We start from the raw sequence: 26,427 nt of genomic DNA on the forward strand, positions 1-26,427 counted from the left end.
GCATGGGAGACTGTGTGGGAGAGTAGGACACCGCCGGACTCATATTAGGAAGGCCCCGCCGTTTACGGCGGGGCCTTCCGCATTTCCGGGGTCAGGCCCAGTGGCCCGCGGCGGCGGCTTCGGCGACGTAGTCCTCGAACGGCCTGGCCGGCCGTCCGAGGGCGCGCTCGACGCCGTCCGACACCGCGGCTTCCCCGTCGTCGCTTATTGCGGCGAGGAGGCCGGCGAGGAGCCGGGCGGCATCGGCATGGACGCCGTTGGAGACCAGCCGTTCGATGAAGGCCTCCGTCGTCACATCGACATGGCGGACCGTGCGGCCGGCGGCCTTGCCGATGAGTTCGGCGGCCTCGGCGAAGCTGATCGCACGTGGCCCGGTCAGTTGGTACATCTGGTCGCGATGGCGGTCATCGGTCAGGGCGGCCATCGCGACCTCCGCGATGTCCTCGGCGTCGACGAACGGGGTGCGGCCGTCGCCGGTGGGCACGGCCACGGTCCCGCTGAGGACCCAGGGCTTCCAGAACGACTCGCTGAAGTTCTGCGCGAACCAGCCGGGCCGCAGGATCGTCCAGCCGACCCCGGACTCGCGCACGGCCAGCTCGGCGGACTTCAGCGGGTGGTCGTCAGGGGCGTCGCCGACACCGTGAGCGGACAGCAGGACGAGGCGCTGCACACCCGCGCCGACCGCCTCGGTCACGAACTTGGGCATGCGCGCTGCGCGGTCGGGCACCGGCTGGAGGACGGGCTCCAGGAGGTAGATGGCCGTGGCGCCGTCGAGGGCGGCGGGCCAGGTCGCCGGGTCGCCGAGGTCGAAGGTCACGTCGCTGCCCGTGCGGGACGCGGTGCGGACGAAATGGCCGGCGGCGCGCATCCGCCGGACGACGCGGCGGCCGGTCTTGCCGGTGGCGCCGAGAATGAGCGTGTTCTCCATGCCCCCTAGGCAACCGCAGGACCCGCCAGACGATCCATGGGAGGACGTCTCGGTTTCCTTTGTCATCGTCTAGCGTGTGCGGCATGGACGTCCTGAGCGATCTGCTGCACCGGGCACGCGCCGGGGATGCGCTGGTCAGGCAGCTGGTCCAGCGGCCGCCATGGGCGCTGACGTTCGCCGACGCGGCCGCTCTTACGGTCGTGGCGACGCTGGGCGGCTGTGCCGCGGTCCGGCTGGACGAGGCGGGCGCCGCACCGGTCTCTCTCGCCGCGGGGGACATCGCACTGATCACCGCCGCCGGTGAGTACACGATCGCGGACGACCCGTCCACGCCGTCCCAGGTAGTGATCAGGCAGGGGCGGAAGTACCGGGCCGGCAGCGGTGATCCGGTCGCGGGCGGGGAATGGAACCTGGCTCCCCGCACCTACGGCGATGGCCTCCCCGGCGCCACGGTCATGCTCCGCGGTGCCTACGAACTGCACGGAGATGTCGGCGGCCGGATCCTCGAGATGCTCCCTCCGGTGGCGGTCGTCCCGGCGGGACCGCGGACGCGGGGCGCGCTGGACCTGCTCGCCGCCGAGGTCGGCCGCGAGGAGCCCGGCCAGGACGCCGTCCTCCACCGGCTGCTGGACCTGGTGCTCGTCCTGGCCCTGCGGGCCTGGTGCGCGCGGCCGGATTCGGAGCTGCCGTCCTGGTACGGGGCGCTGGGGGATCCGGCGGTCGGTGAGGCGCTGCGGCTGCTGCACGAGGACCCGGCGCGCCGGTGGACGGTCGCCGCGCTGGCCGCCGAGGTGGGGATGTCCCGGGCGGTGTTCGCGGCGCGGTTCACCAGTCTGGTGGGCGAGCCGCCGCTCACCTACCTCACCGGCTGGCGGATGACCCTCGCGGCGGACCTGCTGCGCGACACCGACGCGACGATCGCCGCCGTGGGGCGCGACGTCGGGTACGCGGACGCGTTCGCCTTCAGCGTGGCCTTCAAGCGCGTCCGGGGCGTCAGCCCGTCCGGCTGGCGGCGCGGGACGGGCTGACCCGGTCGTACCGCGGAGGTACGGGTCAGGCGAGGACGTTGAAGGTGGCTTCGGCCCGGTCGCGGTTCTTGTAGAGGTCCCAGGCGGTGTCGGCGAGGGCGTCGGGGTCGAGCGTGCGGATCTCCATGCCGCCGACGAGGTCGGGCTGGGCGACGATCGCGCTGTGGATGTCGCCGCGCTCGATGACGCCGCCGATGGTGAGCGTCCCGGCGTAGACGCCCCGGTCGGCGAGGGCGGCGTTCAGGGTGACGGCGTAGTTGCGCAGGGCGGCGGACGAGAGCGCCAGGCTTCCGAGGACCGGCATCGGGACGACGGAGCTGAGGCCGCCGGCGAACAGCAGGCCGCCGTTTCCGCGCTCCAGCATGCCGGGCAGGACCGCGCCGACGATGTCGATCGCCGGGTAGAGCCAGCTCATCGCGTCCTGCACGGCCGGTACGTCGGTCTCGGTAATGGGCGCGGGACGGGCGGTGGGGTCGGCGGCGCCGGGGCCGTAGTAGACGACGTCGATCGCGCCGTGCCGTGCGGTGATGTCGTCGAGGGCGCGGCGGAGCGCGTCGCGGTCGCGGACGTCGGCCGCGTGGGCCGTCGCCTCGACGCCGGCGGACGCGAGCGACGCGAGGTAGCCGGGGTGGCGCGCCGCGTTGCGGGAGACGAGGGCGACGGGGCGCCCTTCGCGGCCGAACCGATGGGCAATCGACAGGCCGAGCCCGGGGCCGGCGCCGATGACGACGGTCGTCGCGGTCATGGGGACCTCCAAGAAGTTGAGAATGCCCTCAACTTAACCGGAACTTGAGGGTTTCCTCAACTTCATAGGATGGCGGTATGTCCAGGAGCAGGCCGGTGCGGGCCGACGCCGCGCGGAACCGCGAGAAGCTGGTGGCGGCCGCGGCGCAGGTGTTCGGGGACCGCGGTCTCGACGCGCCGCTGGAGGAGGTCGCGCGCCGCGCCGGGGTCAGCATCGGCACGCTCTACAACCACTTCCACGCACGGCAGGATCTCTTCGACGCGATCTTCCCCGTCCGGCTGGCCGAACTCGACCGGCTCGCCGCGGCGGCACTGGACGACCCCGATCCCTGGGCGGGGTTCGCCGCCTTCGTCGAGGGGATCGTCGCGCTGCAGGCGGCGGACCGGGGACTGAACGACGTGCTCGCGCGCCGATTCCCGCTCGCGTCCGAGCTCAGCGAGGCGTGCGATCGCGGCTTCGCGCACCTGGCCCGGATCGTCGAGCGGGCCAAGGAGGCCGGGCAGCTGCGGGGCGACTTCGAGGTCACCGACATCGTGCCGCTGATGTGGGCGATGTCCCAGATCATCCGCGAGTCGGGGGACGCGGTCTGGCGCCGGTTCCTCGGCCTCTTCCTCGACGGCCTGCGCGCGGGCGCGGCGCGTCCGCTGCCCGTCCCCGCGCTGTCACCGGATCAGATGGCCGCGATCATGGGCGGCGGCTGATCAGGGCGCCTGCTCCAGGCCGGTCAGTAGCTCCTGGACGGCGTCGAGGTCGTCCTCGCCGAAGACGCTGATGCCCGCGCGGCGCAGCAGGGCGGTCGTCACACCGGCTCCGGGGACCGGCGCGCCCGAGAACGTGCCGTCGTAGACGCGGCCGCTGCCGCAGGACGGGCTGCCCTCCTTCAGCAGCGCGATGCGGGCGCCGGACCGCTCGGCGGCGGCCAGCGCGAGGCGGGCGCCGCGCAGGAACTCGGCCGTCACGTCGGCGCCGGCGTCGGTGACGACCCGGGCGGTGCCGTCCAGGACGTCGCCGCCGTCCCCGCCGACGATCTCGGCGGGCGGCCGGGGGACGGGCAGGCCGCCGGAGACCTCCGGGCAGAACGGGACGAGCCGCCCCTCCGCGCGCCACCGCTCGACGAGGGCGCCGCCCACCGGTTTGGCGGCCCCGTCGTATCGGACGGGCCGTCCCACGAGGCAGGAACTGACCAGTATGCGCTCCACGCCTTTCAGCCTATGCGGGACGCGGAGATGTCTTGCGCCCCTCTGGTGCCCGGCGAATAGTGAGGGCATCCCCCGTCGATTGGGAGCCCGGCATGGTCCTTCTCGGCCGTCGACTCCCGGAGGCGCCTTCCGAGGCACGCCCCCGGGGCTCGGTCCTGGTGTCCTGGCTGACCACCACCGACCACAAGGTGATCGGATATCTGTATCTGACCACCTCGTTTGTGTTCTTCCTGCTGGCCGGACTGATGGCGATGGTGATGCGGGCGGAGCTCGCCTCCCCGGGCCTGCAGTTCGTCTCCAACGAGCAGTACAACCAGCTGTTCACGATGCACGGCACGGTGATGCTGCTGCTGTTCGCAACGCCGTTGTTCGTCGGTTTCGCGAACGTGGTGATGCCGCTGCAGATCGGGTCGCCGGACGTGGCGTTCCCGCGGCTGAACATGCTGAGCTACTGGCTGTTCCTGCTCGGCGGCCTGATCGTGTTCGGGTCGTTCGTCTCGCCTGGCGGCGCGGCGAGTTTCGGCTGGACGGCGTACGCGCCGCTGAACAGCGCGCTGCGCACGCCGGGCATCGGCGGCGACATGTGGGTGATGGGGCTCGCGCTGTCGGGGTTCGGGACGATCCTCGGCGGCGTCAACTTCATCACCACGATCATCGGGATGCGGGCGCCGGGAATGACGATGTTCCGGCTGCCGATCTTCACCTGGAACGTGTTCCTGACGAGCCTGCTGGTGCTGCTGGCCTTTCCGGTGCTCGCGGCGGCGCTGCTGTGCCTGGAGTCGGACCGCCGGTTCGGCTCGCACGTGTTCGACGCGGCCTACGGCGGGGCACTGACCTGGCAGCATCTGTTCTGGTTCTTCGGGCATCCCGAGGTGTACATCATCGCGCTGCCGTTCTTCGGGATCGTCACCGAGGTCATCCCGGTGTTCAGCCGCAAACCGCTGTTCGGCTATCTCGGGATGGTCGGCGCCACGATGGTGATCGCAGGGCTGTCGATGTCGGTGTGGGCGCACCACATGTTCACGACGGGCCGGGTCCTGCTGCCGTTCTTCTCGTTCATGTCGTTCCTCATCGCGGTGCCGACCGGGGTGAAGTTCTTCAACTGGGTCGGGACGATGTGGCGCGGCAACCTCAGTTTCGAGACGCCGATGCTGTTCGCCGTGGGATTCCTCGTGACGTTTCTGTTCGGCGGGCTGACGGGCGTCATCCTCGCGTCGCCGCCGCTGGACTTCCAGGTGCAGGACTCCTACTTCGTGGTGGCGCACTTCCATTACGTCGTCTTCGGGACGGTCGTGTTCGCGATGTTCTCCGGCTTCTACTTCTGGTGGCCGAAGATGACCGGGAAGATGCTCAACGAGGCGTGGGGGAAGGTTCACTTCTGGACGCTGTTCATCGGTTTCCACACGACGTTCCTCGTCCAGCACTGGCTGGGCGCCGAGGGGATGCCGCGCCGCTACGCCGACTATGCCAAGGAGTTCACGGGACTGAACCGGGTCTCCAGCGCCGGGGCGTTCCTGCTCGGGGTATCGACGCTGTTCTTCATCTACAACGTGTACCTGACGTCGCGCCGCGGCACGCGGGTCCAGGTGGACGACCCGTGGGGCTATGGCAATTCGCTGGAATGGGCGACGTCGTGCCCGCCGCCGCGGCACAACTTCGCCTCGATCCCGCGGATCCGCTCGGAAAGGCCCGCCTTCGACCTGCATCACCCGAAGGCAGCAGAGGCTGAGGCCGCGCCCGGCGCCCCGGATAAGACATGAGGACGCCCGCGCGCGCTTGGGGAGCGTGCGCGGGCGGCTGCTGTACGACGGCTGGAGGGTTACTTGGAGATGCGGCTGACGGCGATCTGTGCGACGCGGACCGCGGCGGCCGGGTTGAGGCGGACACCGCGCCAGGCGAGGCGGCCGTGCGCGGGCGCGACGATGAGCGCCTGGTTCTTGGCGACGCCCTTCATGATGTCGCGCGCGAGCTTCTCGGCGGTGTAGAGGCGCGGCGACGCCTTGGCGATGTCCTCGGTGGCGTTGCCGCTCAGCGCCGTCTCCGGCAGGTCCGGGTTGACGTTGTGCAGCAGGGGGGTGTCGACGAAGCTCGGGCAGACCACGCTGACCTTGACGCCGCGTCCGGCGGCCTCGGCGCGCAGGCCGAGCGACAGGCCGACGACGGCGTGCTTGGTGGCGGTGTAGGGGATGCCGATCGGCATCGGGACGAGCCCGGCGAGCGAGGCGGTGTTGACGATGTGCCCGCGGCCCTGCTCCAGCATGATCGGGTACGCGGCGTGCACGCCGTGCACGACGCCCTTGAGGTTGATGTCGATCGCGCGGTTCCAGTGGTCGAGGGTGAGCTCCTCGGCCAGCCCGCCGATCGCGATGCCGGCGTTGTTGAACACCAGGTCGAGCCGGCCGTTCTCGGCCTTCACGCGCTTGTAGAGGTCGGTGACGGCGTCGGCGTCGGTGACGTCGAGGGGGGCGGCGGACGCCTTGCCCTTGCCGAGGGTGTTCAGCTTGTCGGCGACGGCCGCGGCGCCGTCGGCGTTGATGTCGCTGACCACGACGGTGTCGCCGCGCGCCACCAGGGACGTGGCGATCGCACGGCCGATGCCGGATGCGCCTCCGGTCACGATCGCGATGCTCATGTTGCGCGCTCCGCTCGATGTGCTAATTGGATGTTGTGTTCAATTGCGGGGATTCTACGGGGTGGGGCGGCGGCGCCGACACTCACCCGGCTACGAAGCGGGGACCGCCGGCTCGTCGCGCCCCTCCACCCGGAAGTCGCGCGGGTCGAGGCGGCGCGTCCGCAGCCAGTAGTTCACCGTCGACGCGGGCCAGGCGGCCCGGTTGACGCCGTTGCGGTCCAGGTACCAGCTGTCGCAGCCGCCGGCCACCCACACCGCGCCCTCGGACTTGCGCTGCACCCAGGCGTTGAAGCGGTCCTGCACGGACGGCTTCACCGAGATCCGGGAGGCGCCCGCCCCGTCGAGCATCGCCAGGCACTGCAGGACGTAGCGGACCTGCGCCTCGATGATGAAGATCATCGAGTTGTGGCCGAGGCCGGAGTTCGGGCCGAGCAGCAGGAACAGGTTCGGGAAGCCCTTCACCGCGACGCCGAGGTGCGCCTCGATGCCGTCCTTCCACGCGTCCTGGATCTTCAGCCCGCCGCGGCCCGTGATCCGCGCGTTCTCGAACGCGTCGGTGACGTGGAACCCGGTGCCGAAGATGATCGCGTCGACCTCGTGCTCGCGGCCGTCCCGCGTGACGATCGAGCGCTCGCGGACCTCGGCGACGCCCTCGGTGGTCAGTTCCACGTTCGGCCGCATCAGCGCCGGGAAGTAGTCGCTGGACACCAGCGTCCGCTTGCAGCCCATCGTGTAGCCGGGCGTGAGCTTGCGGCGCAGCTCGCGGTCGGGCACCTGGCGGGCCAGGTGCCACTGCGCGATCGAGCTCGCGGCCTTCAGCAGCCGCGGGTTCTTGAACCCGAGGACGAAGCTCTCCTGCAGCAGGTAGATGCCGTTGCGGTAGCCGCGCTGGAAGCCGGGGACGCGCCGGAACAGCGCCTTCTCCAGCCCCGTCACCCGGCGGTCCGGCTTCGGCATGATCCACGGAGGCGTCCGCTGGAACACCGTCAGCGACCCGGCCGTCTTCGCGATCTGCGGGACGAACTGGATCGCCGACGCGCCCGTCCCGATCACCGCGACGCGCTTGCCGGCCAGGTCGTAGGAGTGGTCCCACTCGGCGGAGTGGAACGTCCTCCCCTCGAACGACGCGAGGCCCGGCAGGTCGGGGACGTTCGGCTGGTGCAGCGGGCCCATGCCCGCGGCGAGCGCCCGTCCCCGGACGGTCTCGCCGGGCTCGGCGCCCGCGCCCTCGATCGACACCTGCCAGGTGTCGGTGGCGTCGTCGTACTCCGCGGCGGTCACCTCGGTGCCGAACCTGATGTGCTGCGCCAGCTCGTACTTGTCGACGATGTCCTTGATGTACTGCAGCAGCTCGCCCTGCTTGGGGAACATCCGCGACCAGTCGTTCTTCGGCTCGAACGAGTAGGAGTACAGCAGCGACATGATGTCGCAGGCGCAGCCGGGATAGGTGTTCTCCCGCCACGTGCCGCCGACCTCGTCCGCCTTCTCCAGGATGACGAAGTCGTGCACGCCGGCCTTCTTCAGCCCGATCGCCATGCCGAGGCCGGAGAAGCCCGTCCCGATGATGACGGCCTTGTACGCGCCGCCGCGTCCCGCCGCCGGCGTCACCACGGCGGGACGCGGCGCGGCGGGCGCGCCGGCGCCGTTCGCCCCGGCCATGCTCACGCGGCCTTGGACGGCTCGACGGGACGCCGCGTCCCGGGCTTGTCCCAGATGCCGAACGCCTTCCAGACCCGCCGGTTCACCGGGTCGATCACGCCGAGCTCGGCCATCAGGTCGCGGATCTTGCCGACCGAGTTGGAGATCTCCGCCTGCGCGGCCGGGTTCTTGTAGGCCTGCCGGACGACGTCCTTCGGGATGTTGAAGTGCCGCACCAGCGGCCCGGGCGGGGACAGCATGATCCGCGCCATGACGCCGAGCACGATCGGGGTGGCGAAGCCGAGGATGCGGCGGCGCGCCGGGTTCATGGACGGGATCCGGTGCTTGAGGTAGTGCCGGGCGAAGGAGATGTGCCGGGCCTCCTCCGCGATGTGGATCTTCATGATCGTCTCTTCGAGCGGGTGCTTGATGTGCCCGCCCTTGAGCGACTTGCGCTGCACGTAGTCGATCGGGTCCTCGCCGCCGAGCACGAACACGAAGAACATCTCGGTGGAGACCAGCGGGATCCACGGCGCGGCCTGCGCGATGAGGCTGAGCGAGCGCGGCATGCCGCGGATCGGCATCTTCGTCCGGTTCACGAACTCCTGGAACATCATCCCGTGGTGACATTCCTCGGTCGTCTCGTGGTAGACGTACCGGAACTCGGGGCGGCCGTTCGGCAGCCGGTAGGCGTAGTTGAGCAGCCCGCGCTTGAGCAGGTTCTCGAACTGCAGGCCGATCTTCATGGCGGTGGCGACCCGCCACAGCCCGATCTGCGCCTGGATCTGCGGCGGCTGCGACCGGTACCACTCGGTCTCGCCGAGCCGGTCGAACTGCGGCAGCACCCAGCGCGGGTCGTTCTTGTCGACGACGAACTCGGGGTCGTCCCACGGGATGTCGGCGTAGGCCTCCCAGTGCTTGTCGACCGACGCCTTGTTCAGGCGGTCGACGACGCCCAGGTACGACTTCCTGTCCTTGACCTGCTCGCGGACCTCGTCGGCGAGTTCGGTGGGGGCTTTCGGCATGTGAGGCGCTCCCTCGGGGGTGGTGCGGCCTGCGGGGGCCGGGGGTGGCTCTTCTTCGTGGCTAGGGGGTGCCCGCGGCGGCCGCCGCGGGCGACTGCTGCGGCACGCTCCCGCCCGGTTCCGGGACGATCAGCTGCGCGATCTCCTTCACCTGGCGGAGCACGGCGGCCTGGTGGCCGCGGGAATCGTCGTCGAGGGCGTTCTGGATCGACAGCCCGACGAACATCGCGAACAGGCCGCGCAGCATCGTGTCGGTGAAGTCGGGCGGCAGCGTGTTCGCGGGGAACAGCCGCTCGAACGTCTCGGCGATGGTCTGCAGGATCCGCTCGTTCAGGTCGACGCAGAGCGGGCGCAGCTCCTCGTCGGTGCGGGCCGCCACCGCCAGCTCCATCAGCGCCTTGGCGGGGCGGCCGCGGAAGACCTCCCAGAGCAGGTCGAGCGCGCCGGTGACGTTGCGGCGCTCCTTGGGCAGGACCGCGAACGCCGTCTCGTACGCCAGCCGCTGCGCTTCGAGGAGGTGCTCCAGCGCCGCCGCGACCAGGATCATCTTGGTCGGGTAGTGGTGCTGCTGCGCCCCGCGCGAGACGCCCGCGCGGCGGGCGACCTCGGTGGTCGACGTGCCGGACCAGCCGAGGTCCACGAGGCATTCCATGGTGGCCTCGAGGAGCCTGGCCTGCGTGTACGACCGGCGCTCCTCCTGGGTCCGGCGCGTTCCGCTGCTGTGGCGCCGGCGCCGGCGGCTGCTCACTGACACGCCTCCGACGGTACGAGCCCACTTACAAGCAAGCAAGCCTGCTTGTATGTTGCTCGCATCACAATTGGACACCGCGTCTTATTGATCTTGCGGCGGAGGAGTACACCCGGCGGGGTACCCGGCCCGGCCGCGCTGCCGCCCCGGCGGTACGCGCGGGCGCGCCGGTGCCGCCCCCGGGGTAGGTGCGGTGCCTCTCGCAGCCGGACGACGCGGGCCGTACCGCCGCGTGACGATCCCGGCCATGGGAAACGCGGCAGAGGCAAGACGAACCATCAGCGAGGCGGACGCGGCCATGGGCGGCGCCCGCACGGAACGGCTCACCAAGGTCTACGGGGCCGGCGACATGGCGGTGCGCGCGCTCGACGAGGTGAGCGTGGCGTTCCCCGCCGGGCGCTTCACCGCCATCATGGGGCCGTCCGGCGCCGGCAAATCGACCCTGATGCACTGCGTGGCGGGCCTGGAGGACGCCACGTCGGGCAAGGTCTACGTGGGCGACCAGGAACTCGGGTCGCTCTCGGACCGGCGGCTGACGCGGCTGCGGCGCGAGCGCATCGGCTTCGTGTTCCAGGCGTTCAACCTGCTCCCGACGCTCACCGCGAAGGACAACATCGTCCTGCCGATGACGCTGGCGGGCACGCACCCCGACCCGGAGTGGCTGGACACGGTGGTGCGCGTACTGCGGCTGGGGCAGCGGCTCACTCACAAGCCGTCGGAACTGTCCGGCGGACAGCAGCAGAGGGTGGCGCTCGCGCGCGCACTGGTCACCCGTCCGCGGATCGTGTTCGCGGACGAACCGACCGGCAACCTCGACTCCCGTACGGGCGCGGAGGTGCTGGACCTTCTGCGCGGCGCCGTCGACGACCTCGGCCAGACGGTCGCGATGGTGACCCACGATCCGGTCGCCGCCGGCTACGCCGACGCGGTCGTGTTCCTCGCCGACGGGCGCATCGTCGACGTGATGGACGAGCCCACGGCCGACCGGGTCCTCGACCGGATGCGCGGGCTGGGGGACCGGTCATGACCGGGCTCGTCTTCAAGGAGCTGTGGGGGCGCAAGCGCCGCATGGTCGGCTCGCTGGTCGCGGTGTTCCTCGGCGTGACGTTCCTTACCGGCACGCTGGTGCTCGGCGACACGCTCGCGTCCAGCATCGGCGGCTACTTCTCCGGCGCCTACGGCAAGAGCGACGTCAGCGTCCGCAACTCCACCAAGGTCAGCGACTCGCCCTGGGGCGCGCGCGGGCAGATCGACGCGTCGGTACTGGGCAAGGTGCGCGGCGTGAACGGCGTCGCGAACGCCGAACCCGTCATCCAGGGGTCCGGGCAGCTGCTCGCCAAGGACGGGACGACCATCCCGTCGCGCGGCCCGAGGACCGCCGGGAACTGGCTGAACGACCCGAAGCTCAACCCCTACCGGCTCGCCGAGGGACGGGCGCCGCGCGCCCCGGACGAGGTCGTCATCAACAAACTGTTCGCCGACCAGGGCAAGCTGAAGGTCGGCGACCGGACGGCCGTGCTCACACCCGAGCGCGTCCCGGTGACGGTCGTCGGGATCAGCAGGTTCGGCGGCGAGGACGCGTTCGGCGAGACGTCGTTCACCGCGTTCAGCCTCGAGGGCGCGCAGCGGTACGTCGCGAAGACGCCCGGCCGCATCAGCAGCGTCGCGGTCCGCGCGGCCGGCGGGATCGGCCAGGACCGGCTCGCCGCGCGGATCCGCCCGGTGCTGCCCGCCGGGACCGAGGCCGTCACCAACCGCGCCCAGGTCGACGAGGGCATGACCGCCGTGCAGGACGGCTTCCTGAAGACGTTCCGGATCGTGCTCGGCGCGTTCGGCGGCGTCGCCCTGTTCGTCGCGGCGTTCAGCATCCACAACACGTTCGCGATCACGATGGCGCAGCGGACCCGCGAGTCGGCGCTGCTGCGCGCGCTCGGCGCCGGCCGCCGCCAGGTCGTGTCGATCGCCGGGATCGAGGCGCTGGTGATCGGCGGCGCCGCCACCCTGGCCGGGCTCGCCGGCGGGTTCGGCTTCGCCGCGCTGCTCAGGCTGCTGTTCACCACGTTCCGGATCGGGATCGCGATGGAGGGGCTCACCGTCTCCGCGACGACGCTGCTGGTCGCGGTGCCCGCCGGGCTGCTGGTGACGCTCGTCGCGGCGATCGGGCCCGCGGTGAGGGCGTCGCGGGTGCGGCCGCTGGCGGCGCTGCGCGAGGTCGCGGCGGAGCCGTCGCGGCCGTCCGACACCCGGGTGATCATCGGCGGGGTGCTCGGGGCGGTGGCCGCGGGCACGGTCGTGCTGGGCGCGGCCGGCGGGCAGATGGCGATGGCCGCCGCCGGCGCGGTGCTCTGCCTGGTCGCGATGGTCGTGCTCGGACCGGCCGTGGCACGCCCGGCCGCCGCCCTCGCCGGCGCCCCGGCCGCACGGCTGCGGGGCGTGCCCGGCGCGCTGGCCAGGGGCAACGCCGCGCGCAGCCCGCGCCGCACCGCCGGCGCCGCGACCGCGCTGATGATCGGCGTCGGCGTCGTCACGCTGCTCACGGTGTTCGTCGGCACGCTGCGCGCGTCGCTGGAGGACGGCGTCGCCGGGTCGTTCAAGGGCCCGCTCGTGGTGGACGGCGGCGGCAACGAGACCGGCGGCTTCGCCCCGCGGCTCGTCGACGAGGCGGGGCGGCTGCCGCAGGTCGCCGGGATCGCCGGGCTCGGCACCGGCGGCATGCGGGTCGGCGGCCGCGTCGCGACCGTGTCCGTGGGCGACCCGTCCGCGCTGGGCCGCGTCCTGGACCTCGACGTCACGCAGGGGTCCCTCGCCGGGCCCGGCACGTTCGCGGTGTCGAAGAAGGCCGCCGACGACCGCGGCTGGCACGCCGGCTCGCCCGTCGGCCTCACCTTCGCCGACGGCACCACCCGGCAGGTCACGGTGGGCGCCGTCTACGAACGGACCGACCTGACCGGCGACTACCTCGTCCCGTCGGCGATCTGGGACGCCCACACCAAGCAGCCGCTCATGACGAGTGCCTTCGTCGACCTGAGGCCGGGCGCGTCCGTCGCCTCGGCGCGGCGCGCCCTCACCGCGCTCGCCAAGCCGTACGGAGCACCCGAGGTCGAGACCCGCGGCGCGTTCGTCGCGGCGCAGACGTCCGACATGAACGGCTTCATCGCCGTCGTCTACGGGATGCTCGCCCTCGCGATCATCATCGCGCTGCTCGGCATCGCCAACACGCTGTCGCTGTCGGTGCACGAGCGGACCCGCGAGCTCGGGCTGCTGCGCGCCGTCGGCGCGACCCGGCCGCAGATCCGCTCGATGGTGCGCTGGGAATCGCTGATCGTCGCGCTGTTCGGCACCGCCGGCGGCCTCGGCCTCGGCGTGTTCCTCGGCTGGGGGCTCGGCGCCGCGCTCGGCAACCCGTTCGCCGCCCCGCCCGTCCAGCTGACCGTGATCGCGCTGGTCGGAGCTGCGGCGGGCGCGCTCGCGGCGATCAGGCCCGCCCGCCGGGCCGCCCGGGGGGCGATCCTCGCCTCGATCGCCGCACCGTGACACCGCCCACGGCCCCGCCCCGCAAGGCCCCGCAGGGCCTGCGGGGCGGGCCGCCCGGGCGGCTCGCGGCGCCGCGGCGCGGATAGTGTGTGTCCATGCAGGTCACACAGTCGGGCAAGCTGACCAACGTCTGTTACGACATCCGCGGGCCGGTGCTCAAGCGCGCCAAGCAGCTCGAGGCCGAGGGCCACAACATCCTCAAGCTGCACATCGGCAACCCCGCCCCGTTCGGGTTCGAGGCTCCGCCGGAGCTCCTCCAGGACATGATCCGCAACCTGCCGGACGCGCACGGCTACAGCGACTCCAAGGGCATCCTCCCCGCCCGCCGCGCCATCGTGCAGCGGTTCGAGGACAACGGCGTCACCGGCCTGGACGTCGAGGACGTCTACCTCGGCAACGGCGTGTCCGAGCTGATCGTGCTGACGCTGCAGGCGCTGCTCAACGACGGCGACGAGGTGCTGATCCCCGCGCCCGACTACCCGCTGTGGACGGCGTCGGTGTCGCTGTGCGGCGGCACCCCCGTCCACTACCTGTGCGACGAGGCCGCCGACTGGGCGCCGAGCCTGGACGACATCGAGGCCAAGATCGGCGACCGCACCCGGGCGATCGTGCTGATCAACCCGAACAACCCGACCGGCGCGGTGTACCCGCGCGAGGTGCTCACCCAGATCGTCGAGATCGCCCGCCGCCGCAATCTGATCGTCTTCGCGGACGAGATCTACGACCGGATCCTCTACGACGACGCCGTGCACGTCCCGATCGCCTCGCTGGCCCCCGACCTGCTGTGCCTCACCTTCGGCGGGCTGTCGAAGAACTACCGGGTCGCCGGGTTCCGGTCCGGATGGGTGGTGCTGTCCGGGCCCAAGGAGCACGCCGAGTCCTACATCGAGGGCCTGGACATCCTCGCCAACATGCGGCTGTGCCCCAACGTCCCCGGCCAGCACGCGATCCAGGCCGCGCTCGGCGGCTACCAGAGCATCGACGACCTCGTCCTGCCCGCCGGCCGGCTCGGCGAGCAGCGCGACCGCGCCTGGAAGCTGCTCAACGACCTGCCCGGCGTCAGCTGCGTCCGGCCGAAGGGCGCGCTGTACGTGTTCCCGCGGCTCGACCCCGAGATGTACCCGATCGAGGACGACATGCGCTTCGCCCTCGACCTGCTCGAAAAGCAGAAGATCCTCGTCGTGCAGGGGACCGGGTTCAACTGGCCGTCCACCGACCATTTCCGCGTCGTCACCCTGCAGTACGCCGACGACCTCGAAGAGGCCGTCGGCCGCATCGGCGACTACCTGAGCGCCTACCGGCGCTGACGGGCCGTCACGACCCGGACGCGGCGGCGTCCAGGCGCCGCAGCGCGCCGCGCACCACGTCCGGGTCGGTCGTCGCCCAGAACGGCGGCAGCGAGTTCTTCAGGAACCCGCCGTAGCGGGCCGTCGCCAGCCGCGGGTCGAGCACGGCGACCACGCCCCGGTCGTCCATCGACCGCAGCAGCCGGCCCGCGCCCTGCGCCAGCAGCAGCGCCGCGTGCGTCGCCGCCACCGACATGAACCCGTTGCCGCCGCGCGCCGCGATCGCCCGCGACCGCGCCGACGACACCGGGTCGTCCGGGCGCGGGAACGGGATCCGGTCCATGATCACCAGCTGCAGCGACGGGCCCGGGACGTCCACCCCCTGCCACAGCGACAGCGTCCCGAACAGGCACGTCCGCTCGTCCTCCGCGAACTGCTTGACCAGCAGGGACGTGGAGTCCTCGCCCTGGCACAGCAGCGGGTGCGACAGGTGGTCCTTCAGCTCGTCGGCGGCCTGCCGGGCCGCCCGCATCGAGGAGAACAGCCCGAGCGTCCGGCCGCCCGCCGCCTCGATCAGCTCGGTGATCTCGGTCAGGTAGGCGTCGGCGAGCCCGTCCCGGCCGGGCTGCGGCAGATGCCGCGCCACGTACAGGATGCCGGACTTGGGATGGTCGAACGGGGAACCGACGTCGAGACCGGACCAGACGAGCTCCTTGCCGTCCTTCGCGTCCCCGCCGTCGGTCGCCGTCTGCGCGAGGCCCTCGGCGGCCGTCCGCGCGTCCTTCGGCGCGTTCTCGCCGAGCGGCGGCAGCCCCCACTGCCGCGCCAGCGGCTCGAACGACCCGCCCAGCGTCAGCGTCGCCGACGTGAGCACCGCCGTGCGCTGCTCGAACAGCGTCGTCCGCAGCAGGCCGCCCACCCCGATCGGCGCGACGTGCAGCGCCGGCGGGCGCTTCGGGCGCCCCTCCTGGACGAACGGCTTCTCCAGCCACACCACGTCGAACCGCTGCGAGATCTCCGGCTGGAACGCCTCCAGCATCCGCACGGCGGTGTCGTGCAGATCCTCCAGCGAAGACCGCGCCGCCTTCCGGGCGGCCATGTCGCCCGGATCCGCGTCCTTCTTCTCCGGGCCGATCGCCGTGACGCACGCGTGCAGCGCGTCCCGCGTGGCCGCGAGCGTGTTGCCCAAGGCGGGGGACAGGACGTCCATACGGCCTGCGGGCAGATCCTCCAGCAGGACGCCGAGCCCCTCCGCGGCCTCCTTGAGCCGGTCGGCGACGCCCTCCTCGACCAGGCGCCCGCAGCGCCGCGCCGCCGTGTCCACCGCGGCCGCGCTCACATCGCCCGTCGCGACCGAGGTGACCCGGTCGACCAGCTCGTGCGCCTCGTCCACGATCACCACGTCGTGCTCCGGCAGGACCTGGAACTCCTCCAGCGCGTCGATCGCCAGCAGCGCGTGGTTGGTCACCACGATGTGCGCCTCGCCCGCCTCGGCGCGCGCCAGCTCGGCGAAGCACTCCGTCCCCTGCGGGCAGCGCTGCGCGCCCAGGCACTCCTTCGCGGTGACGGCCACCTGCCGCCACGCCTGCTCGCTCACCCCGGGGACCAGCTCGTCGCGGTCGCCGGTGGTCGTCTCCTCGGCCCACTCGTTCAGCCGCTTGACCTGGCGCCCAAGATTGGACAGCTGCTGCGGGTCGAACAGGCCCGAGCCGCCCTCGTCCTCCTCCGGCGCGCCCGTCTGCACCCGGTGCAGGCACAGGTAGTTGCGCCGGCCCTTCAGGATCGCGAACTTCAGCTCCCGGCCGAGCAGCGGGTTCAGCGCCTCGGCCAGCCGCGGCAGGTCCCGGTCGACGAGCTGGCGCTGCAGCGCGATCGTGGCGGTCGACACCACCACCGTGGTCTGCTTCTCCACCGCGTACCGGATCGCCGGGACGAGATAGGCCAGCGACTTGCCCGTCCCGGTGCCCGCCTGCGCGGCGACGTGCTCGCCCGAGGCGATGGCCTTCGCCACCGCCCCCGCCATCTCCACCTGACCAGGGCGCTCGGCGCCCCCGATGGCCTCCACGGCGGCGGACAGCAGCGTCGGCATGTCCGGAATCTGGGTGTCGCTGTCGGTCAGCAGATCAGGGGCGGGCACGTCGCCCAACGCTACAGCCCGCGGCGGACACCCGCGCCCGGACGCGGTGACGGGCACCACTCCGCCGGGCTCGGCCCGGTCCGGTTGACGCCCTTTGGGACGGGTCGGCCAAGATAGGGGCCGTGTCTGCTGAAAGAGAAGTCCTGACCTGGGAGTTGTTCGGCACGGCCGGGCGTGAGCTGGCCCAGGAGATCGCTGCCGACGGCTACCGGCCCGACCTGATCCTGTCCATCGCCCGCGGCGGCCTGTTCGTCGCCGGGTCCCTCGGCTACGCCCTCGACGTCAAGAACCTGCACGTGATGAACGTCGAGTTCTACACCGGCGTCGACCAGCGCCTCGAACTGCCGGTCATGCTCCCGCCGGTGCCGAACGCCGTCGACCTGTCCGGCGCCAAGGTCCTGGTCGCCGACGACGTCGCCGACACCGGCGCCACCCTCAAGCTCGTCCGCGACTTCTGCGCCGACCACGTCGCCGACGTCCGCTGCGCCGTCGTCTACGAGAAGCCGCACTCCAGCGTGAAGTGCGAGTACGTCTGGCGGCACACCGACCGCTGGATCAACTTCCCCTGGTCGACCGAGCCGCCCGTCGTCAGCCGGCCGCAGCAGATCCTCGACGCCTGAGGTTATCCACATTTCGCTGCGCGCTATCGGCCGTCCGGAGCGGGCTGCCAGTGTCGAAGGCATGACAGCACTGGTCATCCGCTCCGCTCAGGACGCCATAGCCGCCGTTCCCTACCTGCTGGGGTTCCACCCCGCCCGCAGCCTCGTCGTCATCGGCTACGACGGACCGCACGGCACGTGCGCCGTCCGGCTCGACTTACCGGTGCCCGCCCCGGCCGGGGAACGCGTCGCGGGCCTGCTGTCGGGCAACGGGTTCCGCAAGGCGCTCCTGCTCGGCTACGGGCCCGCGGACGAGGTGGAGGGCTCCGCGGGCGCCACGGCCGCCGCCCTCACCGCCGCCGGCCTCGACGTCCTGGAATCCGTCCGGGTCGGGGACGGCCGCTGGTGGTCCCTCACCTGCGAGGGTGACTGCTGCCCGGCCGAAGGCACCCCCTTCGACATCTCCAGCAGCCTCATCGCCGCGCAGGCCACGCTCGCCGGCCACGTCGCCCTCGCCGACCGGGACGAACTCGTCCGCTCCGTCCAGCCCTTCGACGGCCCGGTCCGCGAGTCCATGCGGCGCGCCACCGAACGGGTCGAGAGGCGCTTCCTGCGCTGGGCCCGCGAACCCGCGCCCCGGTTCCCGTCCCGCCTCACCGCCGAGGGCCTCGACCACGTCCCCCGCGTCCTCGCCCGCGCCCGCGGCGGCACCCCGCCCACCGACGACGACGTCGCCCGGCTCGGCTTCCTCCTCACCGACCTGCGCGTCCGCGACGAGGCGTGGATCCGCATCGACGAGGACGCCCCAGCCGCCGACATCGCCTTCTGGCGCGACGTCCTGCGCCGCGTCGAACCGCCCTACGTCCCGGCGCCCGCGTCCCTCCTGGCCTTCGCCGCCTACACCGCGGGCGACGGCGGCCTCGCCAACGTCGCCCTCGAACGCGCCCTGGAGTCCGACCCCGCGTACTCCATGGCCGTCCTGCTCCGCAGCCTCATCGACGCCGGCATCCCACCAGCCCAAGCCCGCATAGGCATGACCCCGAGCCAACTGGCGGACGCCTATAACGACACCCAAGAAGCCAGCTAACCCACCCACCCCCGCCCCGCCCCCGCTACACCGCCCGCACCGCACCGCACCGCCCGCACCGCACCGTTCGTCTCGTGGCGTTGTGCGGGTGGGGTGGTTGGATTTCCTTGGAGGGTTAGGCAGGTGGTTAGTTGGTGTAGGTGAGCGAGGAGGGCGGATGGCGCGGGCGGGGCTGAGCGCGGAGCGGCTGGTACGGGCGGCGGCGGAGCTGGCCGACGAGGTCGGGTTCGAGAACGTGACGGTGTCCGCGCTCGCGCGCGGGTTCGGGGTCAAGGACGCGAGCCTGTACTCGCACGTCAGGAACCTGCAGGACCTCAGGGCCCGGGTGGCGGTGTTCGCGCTGGGCGAGCTCGCGGACCACGCCGCCGCCGCGCTCGCGGGGCGCGCGGGCAAGGACGCGCTGGTGGCGTTCGCGGGCGCCTACCGGGAGTACGCGAAGAAGCACCCGGGAAGGTACGCGGCGGCGCGGCTGCGGCTCGATCCCGAGACCGCGGCCGCCAGTGCGGCGGGACGGCACGCGGAGATGATGCGGGCGATCCTGCGCGGCTACGACCTGGCGGAGCCCGACCAGACGGACGCGGTGCGGCTGCTGGGCGGTGTGTTCCACGGCTACGTGAGCCTGGAGGAGGCGGGCGGGTTCGACCACTCGCGCGCTGCCCGGGACGTCGACGTCTCCTGGCATCGGTCCCTGGACGCCCTCGATGTTCTGCTGCGGAACTGGCCGCCCGCCTGACCGGCTAGGAGGAGACGGCCTGACCCGGGGTGCCGGGGTCGATGCGGCGGTCGCGGTTGCGCTCGTTCCAGGCGCGCATCCGCGGGGGGTAGCCGACGATCTGGACGTCGTAGGCGGGGACGCCGAGGTCGCGGGCGACCTTGCCGATGACCTTGGGGGAGCCGACGCGGCGGCGGGTCCACTCGCCGTCGTGGGCGACCGCGACCGCGGTGGTGTCGGTGGCGAAGGTCTCCGGCTCGACGTAGAACTCGACGCCGCGGCGGTCGCGGGCGAAGGAGATCAGCGCCTCGATGTCGGCGTCCGTCGCCTCCCGGTCGAGCTTGGCCACCGTCGCGCCGCGGTGCCGGCGGATGCCGAATCGGTCCCGGAACCTCATCGCCTGTCCTGTCGTCGGGCGGCCCCGGAGGGGGGTTGCGGGACCGGTGGGGTGTCTGCGGACAACGAACGTCCGGCGCCGCCGGGTTCCCGACACAGCGGCGGCGTCCCTGGCGAGCCGGGCACAGCACCCTAGACTGGCCGGGCCCAGGAGATCAACAGCGGGGGGTGTTGATGGACGGGCCCATCGTGGTCCGGCGGGCGGCCGCCATCGTGCTCGCGGCCACCGTGTGCGGGGCGCTGAGCACCCTCGGACCGGGGCCGCCGCGGGTGCGCCTGGCCGTCGCGGCAGGGACGGCGCCGGAGCACGGGCACGGTCCCGCCGGGGCCGGGCACGGCCGCGCGGGGACGGGCGGGCGGCGGGCTCCCGCGCCGGCGCCCGCGGCGCCGCGGGTGGACTGCCTGCGGGCCAAGTGCGTGGCGCTGACCTTCGACGACGGGCCCGCCGAGAGCACCGGCAGGCTGCTGGACATCCTCGCCGCGCACCGTGTGCGGGCGACGTTCTTCATCGTGGGGGAGCAGGCCGCCAAGTTCCCCGACCTGGTGCGGCGCGAGCACGAGGACGGGCACGAGATCGCCGACCACAGCTACACGCACGCCGACCTCGGGCGGGCGTCCACCAAGAAGATCCTCTCGGAGCTGAACCGGACGCAGGAGGCGATCCGGCGGGCGTCCGGGGTCGCGCCGACCATGCTGCGGCCGCCGTACGGGTCGCTGTCGAAGCGGCTGACCGCCATCACGACGCGGATGGGGATGGCCCAGGTGCTGTGGACGGTCGACCCGCTCGACTGGGAGCACCGGGACACCAAGTACGTCGAACGGCGCGTGCTGAAGGCGGTGAAGCCCGGCTACATCGTGCTGATGCACGACATCCACCCGACGACGGTCGAGGCCATCCCGGCGATCATCGAGAAGCTCGCGGCGGAGGGCTACTCGTTCGTGACGGTGCCGGAGCTGTTCGGCGGGACGCTCACCCCCGGGAAGGAGTACGTGCGGCTCGACTCAGGGGATCGTCAGGGTCTTCCCTGATGGCCGATCGCGGCCGCGCCGCCCAGCATGGAGGCATGGACAGCAGTGACGTGGGGCGGTTGCGGGTCTCCGACGCCGAGCGGGACGCGGTCGTCCGGCGGCTCCAGGACGCGTACGCCGAGGGCAGGCTCGACCACGACGAGTTCGACATGCGGACGCATCTGGCGATGACGTCCAAGACGCGCGACGACCTCGCCGCGGTCACCCGGGACCTGGAGCCGGTGCGGGGGCGCGCGGGCGGCGCCCTGGAGCTCGCGGAGCCGACGGGCGAGGACCGGATGCTGGCCGCGGCGGCGCACGCGGTCGCGGTGCCGACGCTGTTCGTGGGCCCGCTGGTGCTGATGCTGGTGAGCGGCAAGCGCTCGGAGTTCATCCGGCGGCAGGCGATGGAGGCGGTGAACCTCCAGGTGACGCTGCTGCTGATCACGATCGTGACGTTCGGGGTCGGCGGGGCGCTGTACGCCGTGACGTGGATCCTGTCGGCCGTGGCGGCTGTGTTCGCGCTCGCCGGGCAGGGTTTCCGCTACCCGTGGATCCTGCGGCTGGTGAAGTAGCGGCGAGCGGACGGCCCGGACGGGTTTGTCGGCGCGTGCGGGCGGGGAAAGGTCAACGTTGGCCGCCCCGCCAGGCGGCCGCGTCCCGAGGAGCCGGACCGCACATGATCATGGCCGTGGCTTTATTCCCCTCCCCACCTGTGATGACCCTAACGTCCGGGTTATGTGGACGGTACATGGGATCATGGCTTAACTATGCGAGGGAGGGGTAGATGACGGAGCTTGCGCTCAAGGGCGATCACCAGCGGGCGGTGGAGGCGCTCAGGCGATCGTACGAGGCGATCCCGGCCGGCACCCCGGTGCGGCTGGCGAAGAAGACCTCGAACCTGTTCCGGTGGCGCGACCCCTCGGCGGCCCCGGGGCTGGACGTGTCCGGCTTCGACCGGGTGCTGAGCGTCGACGCGAACGAGCGGACCGCGCAGGTCCAGGGGATGACCACCTACGAGGACCTGGTCGACGCGACCCTTCCGCACGGGCTGATGCCGACGGTCGTCCCGCAGCTGAAGACGATCACGCTGGGCGGGGCGGTGACGGGCCTCGGCATCGAGTCGACCTCGTTCCGCGACGGCCTCCCGCATGAGGGCGTCCTGGAGATGGAGGTGCTGACCGGTGACGGCCGCATCATCACCGCGACGCGCGACAACGAGCACGCCGACCTGTTCTACGGTTTCCCGAACTCCTACGGGACGCTCGGCTACTCGCTGCGGCTGAAGATCGAGCTGCGGCCGGTGCGGCCGTACGTCCGGCTGCGGCACCTGCGGTTCGGCGACGCGGCGGAGCTCGCGAAGGCGATGGGCGAGATCACCGAGTCCGGGGAGTTCGAGGGCGAGACCGTCGACTTCCTGGACGGGACGGTCTTCGGCAAGGACGAGCAGTACATCACGCTCGGGTTCTTCGCCGACGACGCGCCCTACACCTCCGAATACACCGGCCAGGGGATCTACTACCGGTCGATCCAGGAGCGCTCGGTCGACTTCCTGACGGTGCGCGACTACATCTGGCGCTGGGACACCGACTGGTTCTGGTGCTCGGGCGCGTTCGGCGTGCAGAACCCGACGGTGCGGCGGCTGTGGCCCGACAAGTACAAGCGGTCCGACGTGTACCGCAAGATGGTCGCCTACGACCGGCGGTACCAGCTCCTCGCGCGCGTGGAGCGGTGGCGGGGGCTGCGTCCTCGCGAGGACGTCATCCAGGACATCGAGGTGCCGGTCGAGCGGCTGCCGGAGTTCCTGGAGTTCTTCCACGGCAAGATCGGGATGAGCCCGATCTGGCTGTGCCCGCTGCGTGCGAAGGAGCAGTGGCCGCTGTACCCGCTCGAGGTCGGCCGCCCGTACGTCAACGCCGGTTTCTGGGGGACGGTCCGGCTCCCGCCGGGCCAGATCCCCGAGTACCACAACCGGCTGATCGAGCGCGAGGTCGCCAAGCTTGACGGCCACAAGTCCCTGTACTCGACCGCTTTTTACGGCAGGGACGAGTTCTGGCGGTACTACGACGGGGAGACCTACCGGCGGCTCAAGGGGGAGTACGACCCCGGCGAGCGGCTGCTGGACCTCTACGACAAGTGCGTGCGCGGACGCTGACCGAGCGTCCGCGGTTTCGGGGGTGGGCCCCGGAGGGGCCGGTGGTCGACCATCGTCGTCCCGTCCGGGGCGAAGAGACAGGAGGAACAAGATGACGCTGGCCAAGGTCTTCGAGCAGCTCGCCGGGGCTGAGGCGCCAGTGGAGTTCACGGCGTACGACGGTTCGCGGTCGGGCGTGCCCGGCGCGCCCATCCGGTTCGATGTGCGCTCGCCCTACGCGGTGTCCTACCTGCTGCACTCGCCGGGGGCGCTGGGCCTGGCCCGCGCCTACGTGACCGGCATGATCGACGTCGACGGCGACATGATCGAGGCGCTGACGACGATGCAGCAGGTGCTGAGCGACGTGACGCCGCGGGACAAGGCGCGGATCGTCGGCGGTGTGCTGGGGGACCCGCTGCTGCGCGCCGCGATGTCCCGCCGGCTCGACCCGCCGCCGCAGGAGGCCCCCTTCAGCCGCATCCCGTCGTGGCTGCGGCACTCCAAGAAGCGGGACGCCAAGGCCATCTCGCACCACTACGACGTGTCCAACACCTTCTACGAGTGGGTGCTGGGGCCGTCCATGGCCTACACGTGCGCGTGCTTCCCCGAGGAGCACTCGACGCTGGAGGAGGCGCAGTTCCACAAGCACGACCTGGTGGCCAAGAAGATCGGGCTGAAGCCGGGGATGCGGCTGCTGGACGTGGGCTGCGGCTGGGGCGGCATGGTGATGCACGCCGCGAAGGAGTACGGCGTGAAGGCGCTCGGCGTGACGCTGTCCAAGCAGCAGGCCGAGTGGGCGCAGAAGGCCATCGCGGACCGGGGCCTGTCGGACCTCGCGGAGGTCCGGCACATGGACTACCGGGACGTGACGGAGACCGGTTTCGACGCGGTCAGCTCGATCGGGCTGACCGAGCACATCGGCAAGAAGAACCTGCCCTCGTACTTCGCGTTCCTGAACGGGAAGCTGAAGCGCGGCGGGCGGATGCTGAACCACACCATCACCCGTCCGAACAACCTGGTGCCTCCGCGCAAGGAGAACGGGTTCATCAACCGGTACGTGTTCCCGGACGGTGAGCTCGAGGGGCCGGGCTACGTCCAGATGCAGATGAACGACGCCGGTTTCGAGATCCGGCACCAGGAGAACCTGCGCGAGCACTACGCGCGGACGCTCACGGGCTGGTGCCGGAACCTGGACGAGCACTGGGACGAGGCCGTCGCCGAGGTGGGCGAGGGGATCGCCCGCGTGTGGCGGGTCTACATGGCGGGCTGTGTGCTCGGCTTCAACCAGAACTGGATCCAGCTGCACCAGACGCTCGGCGTGAAGCTCGACGATGACGGCCGCAGCCACATGCCGCTGCGTCCCGACTGGGGCGTGTGACAGCGCGAGCGCTCCGCGAACGGGGGCGGGCCGGCCGGGCGACCGGACGGCCCGCCCCCGTCGTCCGCGCCTGTTCCCGCGCGGAGGACCACCGTTCCCACCTGGGCGGACGGTGTCTCGATAGCGGCGGCTAGCGGCCGTTGAGGGCGGTCTCCAGCCGGGCGAGCCAGGAGTCGACGGGGCCGAGGGTGAGCAGGCCGCTCCCCGCGCCCGCGAGTTCTCCGGAGGCCGGGCGGAGACGGTCGCGAGCCCGCTCCAGGACGGCCTTGTCGGCGATGTCCAAGGCGACCGCGGCCTCCAGGCAGCACATCGCCTCGTACATCAGGTCGGCGGGCGGCTCGGGCAGGGCGTGCAGCGCCGCGCTCGCGTCGTCGTTCCGGCCGGCGCCGCGCAGGGCGAACGGTTCGGCCCACGGGCGGTACGGGCCCCAGTCGTCGTCCAGGTCGACCTCGACCGGGTTCCGGCCGTCGAGCAGGCGCGCGCTGAGCAGGGCGAGCGGGAGCAGCCCCTCGGACAGGCCGGGCATTCCGGCGCCGTCGAGCGTCGTCGCCGCCGCCCGGTACGCCGCCTCCGTCTCCGCGACGGGGGCGCGCCCGGACGCGGCGAGCCGCAGCGCCGCGTACCACCGCGTGAACACCCGGGCCAGCGGGTGCTCGTGGCGTTCGGCGAGCCGGTCGACGGCGGCCGCGTGGCCGTCGGCCGCCGCGAAGTCGCCGAGCGCGGACCGCGCCTGGAGCCGGACGAGGTGGCCGAGGACCTCGAACGTCACCAGGCCGTGCCGCGCCGACAGCGCGACCAGCTCGGCGCCGATCGCGTCGCGGCGCGGGGCGAGCCCGGCGCGCGTGCACGACTGCATGAACGCGCCGTTGAGCGCGAACGCCAGCAGCGCCGGATCGTCCAGGTCGCGCGCCATCGCCTCCGCCTGCGCGGCGGCCTCCGGACCCCTCGGTGACCGGGTGCCGCGCATCTCCAGCGCGATCGTGGCCAGCAGCCGGGCGCGCGTCGCGTCGTGGGCCGGGCCCGGCGGCAGCTGCGGCAGGACCCGTTCGGCCGCCGCGACGATCTGCCGGGCGAGCTCGGGGTCGTCGCTGCGCGTCCAGTTCGCAGGGACGTCGTAGGCGCCGATCACGCGGGCGGTGAGCTCCGGGTCGCCGAACTCCTCGGCCGCGGCGACGGCCGCCGGGCGGTGGCCCCGGACCGCCTCCAGCCCGCTGCCCCCGCTCACCGCCAGGTCGCGGAGGAGACCGACCGTCGACTCCAGCCGCCCCCGCGCCCCCGCCGAGACCGTGCGGTCGTAGTCGGCCGCCGCCCGCGTCCACAGCCGCGCCGCCGCCGACTCCGGCTCGGCGGGACGGTCCAGCGCCGGCGCCTGGGCCAGCACGTCCGCCTCCATCCGCCGCAGCTCCGGGCCGGGATCGAGGCCGAGCTGCCCGGCCAGGATGCCGCGCGCGCGGCGCAGCACCGCCAGCGCGTCCGCCTGCCGCCCCGTCCGGTACAGGGCGAGCGCCAGCAGCCGCCAGCCCGACTCGCGCCACGGATGCTCGCCGACGTGCGCGTCCAGGTCCGGGACGGTCTCGGCGGCCAGCCCGGCGTCGAGCCGCGCCTGCGCCCGCCGCTCCACCGCGTGCAGCCGCAGCTCGGCGAGCCGGGAGCGCTCCGCTCGCGTCCAGTGCTCGTCGGCGAAGTCGGCGTAGGCGGGGCCGCGCCACCAGCCCAGCGCCTCCTCCAGCCGGCTCTGCGCCCGGCCGGGCGGCAGCTCGGCGGCGTCGGCCACGGCCTGCTCGAACCGCCAGGCGTCCACCTGGCCGGGCTCGGCGCGCAGCACGTACCCGGGGCCTTCGGTGACCAGCAGCCGGGACGGGGTGCGGGGCGGACGGTCGGGCTCCAGCGCCCGCCGCAGCGCGGCCACGAACGTCCGGACGGCGCCGACCGCGCCCGCGGGCGGGTCGTCCCAGAGATCGTCGACGAGCAGCCCGACCGGGACGACGCGGCGCCGCGCGATGACCAGCCGCGCCAGCACCGCGCGGTGCCGCGGCCCTTTCAGCGCGATCGGCTCGCCCGCCGCGTCCCAGGCCGTCACCGGCCCCAGCACCCCGAAAACGACCCGCACGCGCCCCCCAGATCTCGCCCCCACCTCACGCTAGCGCGCGCTGACCGGTTGCTCATTCGCGCCCGGCAACCTGTGGATAAGCGTTCAACGAGAGAGAAGGACC

At 72.3% G+C, this 26,427-nt stretch carries 23 protein-coding genes; 13 read left to right on the forward strand and 10 right to left on the reverse strand.

What is annotated here, in order from left to right; genetic code table 11:
- Positions 1 to 91: 91 nt before the first annotated feature.
- Positions 92 to 928, reverse strand: coding sequence for an NAD(P)H-binding protein (locus J4709_RS49090; protein WP_208252395.1), 837 nt, complete (start codon positions 926 to 928; stop codon positions 92 to 94).
- An 83-nt stretch (positions 929 to 1,011) separates the two neighbouring features.
- On the opposite strand from J4709_RS49090, the gene J4709_RS49095 reads away from it, so the two are divergent.
- Positions 1,012 to 1,956, forward strand: a complete 945-nt coding sequence (locus J4709_RS49095; protein WP_208252396.1) for an AraC family transcriptional regulator — start codon at positions 1,012 to 1,014, stop codon at positions 1,954 to 1,956.
- 25 nt (positions 1,957 to 1,981) lie between these two features.
- Here J4709_RS49095 and J4709_RS49100 read toward each other — a convergent pair whose 3' ends face one another.
- Positions 1,982 to 2,701, reverse strand: coding sequence for an SDR family NAD(P)-dependent oxidoreductase (locus tag J4709_RS49100; protein WP_208252397.1), 720 nt, complete (start codon positions 2,699 to 2,701; stop codon positions 1,982 to 1,984).
- Between the two features lie 77 nt (positions 2,702 to 2,778).
- Here J4709_RS49100 and J4709_RS49105 point away from each other — a divergent pair, with 77 nt between their 5' ends.
- Entirely contained in the window at positions 2,779 to 3,402 is a 624-nt protein-coding gene (locus J4709_RS49105) for a TetR/AcrR family transcriptional regulator (RefSeq protein WP_208252398.1), read from the forward strand.
- Here J4709_RS49105 and J4709_RS49110 read toward each other — a convergent pair whose 3' ends face one another.
- Entirely contained in the window at positions 3,403 to 3,900 is a 498-nt protein-coding gene (locus J4709_RS49110) for a 2-thiouracil desulfurase family protein (RefSeq protein WP_208252399.1), read from the reverse strand.
- A 92-nt stretch (positions 3,901 to 3,992) separates the two neighbouring features.
- On the opposite strand from J4709_RS49110, the gene ctaD reads away from it, so the two are divergent.
- Entirely contained in the window at positions 3,993 to 5,660 is a 1,668-nt protein-coding gene (gene ctaD / locus J4709_RS49115) for an aa3-type cytochrome oxidase subunit I (RefSeq protein ID WP_208252400.1), read from the forward strand.
- A gap of 59 nt (positions 5,661 to 5,719) precedes the next feature.
- Here ctaD and J4709_RS49120 read toward each other — a convergent pair whose 3' ends face one another.
- From J4709_RS49120 to J4709_RS49135, 4 genes are all read right to left on the reverse strand, one after another.
- Positions 5,720 to 6,532 carry an SDR family NAD(P)-dependent oxidoreductase gene (locus tag J4709_RS49120; protein WP_208252401.1) on the reverse strand — a complete coding sequence of 271 codons (813 nt, stop codon included), beginning with the start codon at positions 6,530 to 6,532 and terminating at the stop codon, positions 5,720 to 5,722.
- Positions 6,533 to 6,622: 90 nt separating this feature from the next.
- Complete coding sequence (locus J4709_RS49125; protein WP_208252402.1) at positions 6,623 to 8,191, reverse strand: flavin-containing monooxygenase; 1,569 nt, start codon at positions 8,189 to 8,191, stop codon at positions 6,623 to 6,625.
- Between the two features lie 2 nt (positions 8,192 to 8,193).
- On the reverse strand, positions 8,194 to 9,195 hold the full coding sequence (locus tag J4709_RS49130) for an AurF N-oxygenase family protein (protein ID WP_208252403.1): 1,002 nt from the start codon (positions 9,193 to 9,195) through the stop codon (positions 8,194 to 8,196).
- 61 nt (positions 9,196 to 9,256) lie between these two features.
- Positions 9,257 to 9,949, reverse strand: a complete 693-nt coding sequence (locus J4709_RS49135) for a TetR/AcrR family transcriptional regulator (RefSeq protein ID WP_307802139.1) — start codon at positions 9,947 to 9,949, stop codon at positions 9,257 to 9,259.
- A 241-nt stretch (positions 9,950 to 10,190) separates the two neighbouring features.
- Between J4709_RS49135 and J4709_RS49140 the strand changes: the two genes are divergently transcribed.
- From J4709_RS49140 to J4709_RS49150, 3 genes are all read left to right on the forward strand, one after another.
- Positions 10,191 to 10,970: an ABC transporter ATP-binding protein gene (locus J4709_RS49140; protein ID WP_208252404.1), complete on the forward strand. Its 780-nt coding sequence runs from the start codon at positions 10,191 to 10,193 to the stop codon at positions 10,968 to 10,970.
- Positions 10,967 to 13,477 carry an ABC transporter permease gene (locus J4709_RS49145; RefSeq protein ID WP_208252405.1) on the forward strand — a complete coding sequence of 837 codons (2,511 nt, stop codon included), beginning with the start codon at positions 10,967 to 10,969 and terminating at the stop codon, positions 13,475 to 13,477. The genes J4709_RS49140 and J4709_RS49145 overlap by 4 nt, the downstream gene beginning before the upstream one ends.
- Before the next feature lie 95 nt (positions 13,478 to 13,572).
- Positions 13,573 to 14,784 (forward strand): pyridoxal phosphate-dependent aminotransferase, encoded by a 1,212-nt coding sequence (locus tag J4709_RS49150; protein WP_208252406.1) that lies wholly within the window; start codon positions 13,573 to 13,575, stop codon positions 14,782 to 14,784.
- 7 nt (positions 14,785 to 14,791) lie between these two features.
- On the opposite strand, the gene J4709_RS49155 is transcribed toward J4709_RS49150, so the two are convergent.
- Complete coding sequence (locus J4709_RS49155) at positions 14,792 to 16,852, reverse strand: ATP-dependent DNA helicase (protein WP_208252448.1); 2,061 nt, start codon at positions 16,850 to 16,852, stop codon at positions 14,792 to 14,794.
- 170 nt (positions 16,853 to 17,022) lie between these two features.
- On the opposite strand from J4709_RS49155, the gene J4709_RS49160 reads away from it, so the two are divergent.
- The 3 genes from J4709_RS49160 to J4709_RS49170 all read left to right on the forward strand — a co-directional run bounded on the left by J4709_RS49160 (position 17,023) and on the right by J4709_RS49170 (position 19,319).
- Positions 17,023 to 17,520: a phosphoribosyltransferase gene (locus tag J4709_RS49160; RefSeq protein ID WP_173095575.1), complete on the forward strand. Its 498-nt coding sequence runs from the start codon at positions 17,023 to 17,025 to the stop codon at positions 17,518 to 17,520.
- Between the two features lie 61 nt (positions 17,521 to 17,581).
- Positions 17,582 to 18,586, forward strand: coding sequence for a DUF4192 domain-containing protein (locus tag J4709_RS49165; RefSeq protein WP_208252407.1), 1,005 nt, complete (start codon positions 17,582 to 17,584; stop codon positions 18,584 to 18,586).
- Between the two features lie 157 nt (positions 18,587 to 18,743).
- Positions 18,744 to 19,319 (forward strand): TetR/AcrR family transcriptional regulator, encoded by a 576-nt coding sequence (locus J4709_RS49170; RefSeq protein WP_208252408.1) that lies wholly within the window; start codon positions 18,744 to 18,746, stop codon positions 19,317 to 19,319.
- A gap of 4 nt (positions 19,320 to 19,323) precedes the next feature.
- Here J4709_RS49170 and J4709_RS49175 read toward each other — a convergent pair whose 3' ends face one another.
- Entirely contained in the window at positions 19,324 to 19,695 is a 372-nt protein-coding gene (locus J4709_RS49175) for a hypothetical protein (RefSeq protein ID WP_208252409.1), read from the reverse strand.
- 173 nt (positions 19,696 to 19,868) lie between these two features.
- Between J4709_RS49175 and J4709_RS49180 the strand changes: the two genes are divergently transcribed.
- From J4709_RS49180 to J4709_RS49195, 4 genes are all read left to right on the forward strand, one after another.
- Positions 19,869 to 20,723 carry a polysaccharide deacetylase family protein gene (locus tag J4709_RS49180; protein WP_208252410.1) on the forward strand — a complete coding sequence of 285 codons (855 nt, stop codon included), beginning with the start codon at positions 19,869 to 19,871 and terminating at the stop codon, positions 20,721 to 20,723.
- A 35-nt stretch (positions 20,724 to 20,758) separates the two neighbouring features.
- Positions 20,759 to 21,277: a DUF1707 and DUF4870 domain-containing protein gene (locus J4709_RS49185; RefSeq protein ID WP_208252411.1), complete on the forward strand. Its 519-nt coding sequence runs from the start codon at positions 20,759 to 20,761 to the stop codon at positions 21,275 to 21,277.
- A gap of 212 nt (positions 21,278 to 21,489) precedes the next feature.
- Positions 21,490 to 22,857 (forward strand): FAD-binding oxidoreductase, encoded by a 1,368-nt coding sequence (locus tag J4709_RS49190; protein WP_208252412.1) that lies wholly within the window; start codon positions 21,490 to 21,492, stop codon positions 22,855 to 22,857.
- A gap of 91 nt (positions 22,858 to 22,948) precedes the next feature.
- Positions 22,949 to 24,214, forward strand: a complete 1,266-nt coding sequence (locus J4709_RS49195; RefSeq protein ID WP_208252413.1) for a class I SAM-dependent methyltransferase — start codon at positions 22,949 to 22,951, stop codon at positions 24,212 to 24,214.
- 130 nt (positions 24,215 to 24,344) lie between these two features.
- Here J4709_RS49195 and J4709_RS49200 read toward each other — a convergent pair whose 3' ends face one another.
- Entirely contained in the window at positions 24,345 to 26,324 is a 1,980-nt protein-coding gene (locus tag J4709_RS49200; RefSeq protein ID WP_208252414.1) for an AfsR/SARP family transcriptional regulator, read from the reverse strand.
- Positions 26,325 to 26,427 lie beyond the last annotated feature (103 nt).

Source organism: Actinomadura violacea (assembly GCF_017573465.1).
GTDB classification, from domain to species: Bacteria; Actinomycetota; Actinomycetes; order Streptosporangiales; family Streptosporangiaceae; genus Spirillospora; species Spirillospora violacea.